This is a genomic window from Skermanella sp., from assembly GCF_059503625.1.
In genome coordinates this window covers 1-5,718 of sequence record NZ_JCACHA010001067.1, presented here as the reverse complement: position 1 = coordinate 5,718, position 5,718 = coordinate 1, and the positions used below count along the sequence as shown (strand labels likewise).

The following is a 5,718-nucleotide window of genomic DNA, read 5'->3' as shown; positions in this document are numbered from 1 at the left end:
TACGAAGCGGCCACCGGCGACGACAGCCAAAGCTTCCGCTACCGTGCGGTAATCGAAGGCAGCGCGGATGGCCATCTCACCTTCCGCTGCGAAGGCGAAGCCGTCACCGACTTCCTGACTAACCGCACTGGTTTCGTCGTCCTGCACCCCGCCGGCGTCGCCGGCTTGCCGGTCGAGATCGAGCATACCGGCGGCGAGAAGGTATCGGGCCGGTTCCCCGAACTGATCGACCCGGTCCAGCCCATGATGGACCTGCGGGCACTGACTCACGAGGCCGCCCCCGGCCTCCGCGTCACCTGCCGGATGGAGGGCGACACCTTCGAGATGGAGGACCAGCGCAACTGGACCGACGCGTCCTACAAGACCTATGTCCGCCCGCTGGCCCTCCCCTGGCCCTACACGCTCGAAGCGGGGTCCAGGCTGGAGCAGGCGGTCACCCTGACCGTCACCGGCTCCGCCTCCGCTCAATCCGGGTCGTCGGCGGGCGGTGTGACAGTGACGTTCGGTGACGCTCTCGGAAATGCGCCGCAACTGGGCCTCGGCTACGATCCCGACGAAGCGGAATCCGCGAAAGCGGCGGCGGAAACGCTGGCTGCCGTCAAGCCGCACCACCTGATCTGCCACCACGATCCCCGCCGGGGCCATGACCGGAGCACGCTCGAAGCGGCGGTCGCGGTCGCCCATGCCCTCGGCGCCGTGCCGTGGCTCGAAGCGGTCATCGTCGAAGTCGAGACCTTCGAAGCGGAAGTAGCGGCACTCGGCGACACCGCCGCAGCGCTCGGTTCGCCGTTCGAAGTCGTCATGCTGTCGCCCGCTTCCGACCTGAAATGCACGCTGCCCGGCAGCGTCTGGCCACCGGCCGCCCCCGCGGAAGGCCTGTTCCGGGCGGCGCGGAAAGCCTTTCCGGACGCAAGGCTCGGCGGAGGCATGTTCAGCTACTTCACCGAGCTGAACCGCAAGCGCCCGCCGCTCCGCTACCTCGACCTCGTCGGCTTCACCACCTCGGCCCTGGTCCATGCCGGCGACGAAATCTCGGTGATGGAAGGGCTGGAATCCTTGCCGGCGATCACCGCCAGCGCCCGAGAGATCGCGGGCGGTCACCCGCTGTCGGTAGGACCCAGCGCCATGGGCATGCGGATGAATCCCTACGGCGACGCGCCGATGGAGAACCCGCGCAACATCCGCCAGGCGATGAACCGCAACGACCCGCGCCAGCGCGGTCTGCTCGGCGCCGCCTGGACGCTGGGCTACTACAGTCACATGGCGCGCGGCGGAGCGTCGGCGGTAGCCTTCGGCGGGTTGACGGGACCGCACGGCATCGTCCACGCCCGGCAAAGCTGGCCGCAGCCCTGGTACGACGACAACGGCGGCCTGTTCCCGGTCTTCCACGTTCTCCGCGGCCTTTCGGCGCTGTCCGGCAAGACAATGAAAGTGCTGGAGATTTCCGACCCCAGCACCGTCCAGGGCATCGCCGTGGAAGTGGATTCGGGCACCGAACTGTGGCTGGCGAACCTGACAGGCCGGGAGCAGACCGTCTCGTTGCCACGGCCTGCCGTCCAGGCCGCAGTGCTCGATTCGGCATCGTTCGGACAGGCGAGCCGCACCGCCGATCTGCTCGACCGCATGACCTCCGAGCACTCATCCACATTGACGCTAGGCCCCTACGCGATCATCCATGTCCGTCTCTGATGTGCCGATGACTTGACTAAGGAGAGATCGAATGACCGCCGCACCTGAAACCGACCGCGAACTTGTCCTGACGCGGGACATCGACGCGCCGCGCGATAAGCTGTTCAGGGCATGGACCCAACCCGAACTCCTGAAGCAGTGGTTCGCCCCGCTGCCCTTCACGACGCCGCATGCGGAACTGGACGTCCGCCCCGGCGGCTCCAGCGTGATCGTCATGCGGGGTCCCGACGGGACCGACTACCCGAACCGGGGAGTCTACCTGGAGGTCGTCGAGAACGAACGGCTGGTCACCACCGACGCCTTCACCAGCGCGTGGCAGCCTTCGGAAAAGCCGTTCATGACCCTGATCCTGACCTTCGAGGACATCGGCGGCGGCAGGACGCGCTATACCGCCCGCGTCCGTCACTGGACCGTCGAAGACAGGGAGATGCACGAGAAGATGGGTTTTCACGAAGGCTGGGGAACCTGCGCCGACCAGTTGGCTGCCTTGGTTGCAAGGCTCTGACACCGTTTCGAAGGCGGAACTTCCAACGCCACACCGGGTTGCCCCCTGAACCGGAACGATCCGCTTCCGGATCAAGCTAGGAACGAGGTTCACAGCCATGGCATCGCGCCCCGTAGTTTGTGTGACCGGCGCCTCAGCCGGTGTCGGCCGCGCCATAGCGCTGGCCTTTGCCGCCAAATGGGGGGCTGCGGTCGCTCTGATCGCCCGCTCCGCCGATGCCCTTGACGAAGTCCGGAGCGAGGTGGACCGGCTCGGCGGCCATGGCCTCGCGCTGCCGCTCGACGTTGCGGACGATGCGGCGGTCGGCGCTGCCGCCGACCGGATCGAGAACGAACTCGGCCCTATCGACGTTTGGGTCAACAATGCGATGGTCACCGTCTTCGGCCCTGCCGAAAGCCTCACGCCGGACGAGCTGCGGCGGGTTACCGACGTGACGTATCACGGCTCCGTCTTCGGCATCCAGGCGGCGCTCCGCCACATGAAGCCGCGCGACCATGGCACGATCATCCAGATCGGCTCGGCGCTGGCCTATCGCTCGATCCCGCTCCAGTCCGCCTATTGCGGGGCGAAGCACGCGATCATGGGCTTCCTGGACAGCGTGCGGTCCGAACTGATCCATGACCGCTCCAATGTTCGGCTGAGCATGGCTCAACTTCCGGCGGTCAATACGCCGCAGTTCGACTGGGCGCGCAGCCACATGCCGTACCGCGCCCAGCCGATGGGCAAGATCTTCCAGCCGGAAGACATCGGCCGCGCCATCGTCCACATCGCGGAGCACCCGAAGCGGGAATACTGGCTGGGCGGTCCGGCGATGGAGGCGATCCTCGGCAACTTCCTGGTTCCCCAGTTCGCCGACTATTATCTGGGCCGGACCGCGGTGGAAGGCCAGCAGACGCCGGAACGGGAAGACCCGAACCGGCCCGACAACCTGTTCGAACCGGTCGAAGGCCGGCACAGGATGCGCGGCCGCTTCGGCCTGCCGCGCTACCATCTTCGCCTGACCTCCAGCGGCCCGACCGCGCGGCTTGCTACCGTCGCAGCCGGATCGGCGCTGGCCGTCGGACTTGGGATGCTGGCGGGTACGGCTCTCGCTTCAAGGTCGCGCTGACATGGCCATCGCGCCCAAGCCCTTCACCCTTGCCGTCCCCGACAACGAGGTCGCCGACCTGCGCGACCGGCTTCGCCTGACGCGTTTTCCGGATCAGGCGCCCGGCGAGCCCTGGGCTTATGGGACCGATCTCGGCTGGATGCGGGAGTTGGTCGCCTATTGGCGGGACGGCTTCGACTGGAGGGCGCAGGAGGCGCGCCTGAACGCGTTTCCGCAGTACACGGCGCCGCTGAGCGGCATCGACGTTCACTTCCTCCACGTGTCCGGCAAGGGCGACAAGCCGTTCCCGCTCCTGCTGTCGCATGGCTGGCCGGGTTCGGTGTTCGAGTTCCTGGACATCATCCCGCGCCTGACCGATCCGGCGCGCTTCGGCGGCGATCCGGCGGATGCCTTTACCGTGGTAGCCCCGTCGCTTCCAGGGTTCGGCCTGTCGTTCAAGCCCGGTCAGGCCCGCTTGGGCGTAGAGGAGATCGCCGACTGCTTCGCCGAACTGATGACCGGCGTGCTCGGCTACGACCGCTTCGGTGCCCAGGGCGGCGATTGGGGATCGTTCGTATCCGGGCGGCTGGCCTATGCACACCCCGAACACGTCGCCGGCATCCATCTCAACCTGATGCCGCTGCCGCGCGATCCGGCAGCCTTTGCCGATCCCAACGCCGAAGAGCAGCGGTATTTCGAAGAGATGGCCGTCTTCATGAAGGAGGAGACGGGCTACCAGTCGATCCAGGGCACGCGCCCGCAGACGCTGGCCTATGGGCTGACCGACTCTCCGGCCGGCCTCGCTGCCTGGATCGCCGAGAAGTTCCGGATTTGGTCGGACTGCGGCGGCGATGTCGAGTCCGTCTTCACCAAGGACGAGCTGCTGGCGAATATCAGCCTGTACTGGTTCAGCGGGGCCATCGGATCGTCGTTCTGGCCGTATTATTCGCGCATGCACCGGCCCTGGCCGATCCCGCCGGGCGGCACCGTGGACGTGCCGATGGGCTACTGCGAGTTCCCGCGCGAGATCCTCCGCCCGCCGCGCTCCCTGGCGGAGCGCACCTACAAGGACATCCGCCGCTGGAGCGTGATGGATCATGGCGGCCACTTCGCGGCGATGGAGCATCCCGACGAACTGGCCCATGAGGTCCGGGAGTTCTTCAGGCCCCTGCGGGCTGGATGAGGTTGGCGACCAGGCGGAACGCTCCCGGCACCAGCCGGTCGAGCTGGTGATGGATGACTAGGCCGGTGTGGGTGTGCCGGCCCTTGCCGACGACTGCCGACACCAGCGCGCCGTCGAGCGGGACTTCGCCGGGATCCGACATCGACAGGAGCGCTTGGTAAGCCGGATCGCGGTTCGCCGCGAAGTACAGGCCGCGTTCCTTGTCCCAGCCCGCCCAATCGGCAGCGCCGATCCGGTTGGGTGTGGTCAGCAGCGGATGGTCCGGGATCAGCGCCGTGACCTCCGCCGACGGGTCGGTAACGCGCCAGCGCAGCGACGGCCTGCCGATTTCCAGCGGCAGGGGCGGAGTGACGGCGGAGTCCCAGCCGTCGGTCGGGCGGTGGTAGAGGGTGACGAGATGCCCTCCGGCTTCCACCCAGCGGTGGATGCGCCGCGTTGCCGCAGCTAGGTCCGGCCGATTGCCGAAGGCAAAGATCCCGACTACCATGGTGGTGAAACGCGAGAGATCCGCCTTGTGCAACGTCTCCGTATCCAGCTCATCGACATCCAGGCCCATCCGGGCAAGCCACACGCCGACGCGGTCGCTGCCGCCGCCGACATAGCCGATGCGCGTGTTCGACGGCATAGCCAGGGGAACGGCGAGCACGCGGAAAAGCGCCGGTTCGGCATGCACAGTTTTGCCGATATGCGGGTAGTCGATCACAGTCTCGACATGGGCAGGCTCGCCATCTACGGCGATGCCGATTTCATGGATTCCGGCTGACAGGTCCGCTGGCGGCAGCAGGTTGAAGCCGCCTTCCCCGGCTTCCGCCGTCCATCCGGCGGGGAGGATCGGAGAGGCTTCACCATTCGCCGTGACTCGCAAGGTAATGGCTTTGCGGGGAAGCGTCAGGTCGAGGATGGCGGCGTCTGGTTCAAGCAAAACCGTCGCTTTCGGAGCGATGGTCAGCGGCTCCTCCAGATCGACCGCCAGCGAGATTTTCCGGCCCGCAATTTCTGCCGTGGCTTCGATCCACAAGGGTCCGTTGCCGCCCAGCGCGTCGAAGTGCTGGGCAAACGGAATGCCCGGCGGAGCCTGAGCGTCCACGGCGAGGTTCCAGCAGCCCTCGCCGTCCGGCGCGGCGCAAATTCCGGTTCCGGCAACCGGCTTAACGGAAACAGTTGGGTCGTTGACTGCGATGCGCAGCTTCCCGGTAGCGCCGGAAGCGAGCGTCGCAGGCTCGGCCCATGCGCGGATGATCAGACCGGAGGAAA

Annotated in this window: 5 protein-coding genes; 4 read left to right on the top strand and 1 reads right to left on the bottom strand. The window is 66.9% G+C overall.

Annotation, left to right across the window (positions count from 1 at the left end):
• The 4 genes from AC5JJ6_RS38595 to AC5JJ6_RS38580 all read left to right on the top strand — a co-directional run.
• On the top strand, positions 1-1,689 hold a 1,689-nt coding region (locus tag AC5JJ6_RS38595; RefSeq protein ID WP_496047122.1), incomplete at its 5' end, for a D-apionate lactonase family protein.
• 31 nt (positions 1,690-1,720) lie between these two features.
• The gene (locus tag AC5JJ6_RS38590; RefSeq protein WP_496047121.1) at positions 1,721-2,194 is read left to right on the top strand and encodes an SRPBCC family protein; all 474 of its coding nucleotides are present in this window, start codon (positions 1,721-1,723) and stop codon (positions 2,192-2,194) included.
• Between the two features lie 97 nt (positions 2,195-2,291).
• Positions 2,292-3,302, top strand: a complete 1,011-nt coding sequence (locus tag AC5JJ6_RS38585) for an SDR family oxidoreductase (protein ID WP_496047120.1) — start codon at positions 2,292-2,294, stop codon at positions 3,300-3,302.
• 1 nt (position 3,303) lies between these two features.
• Positions 3,304-4,464: an epoxide hydrolase family protein gene (locus tag AC5JJ6_RS38580; RefSeq protein ID WP_496047119.1), complete on the top strand. Its 1,161-nt coding sequence runs from the start codon at positions 3,304-3,306 to the stop codon at positions 4,462-4,464.
• On the opposite strand, the gene AC5JJ6_RS38575 is transcribed toward AC5JJ6_RS38580, so the two are convergent.
• Positions 4,442-5,718, bottom strand: a 1,277-nt coding sequence (locus tag AC5JJ6_RS38575) for a hypothetical protein (protein WP_496047118.1), incomplete at its 5' end; no start/stop codon positions are given. The two genes, AC5JJ6_RS38580 and AC5JJ6_RS38575, sit on opposite strands and share 23 nt — an antisense overlap.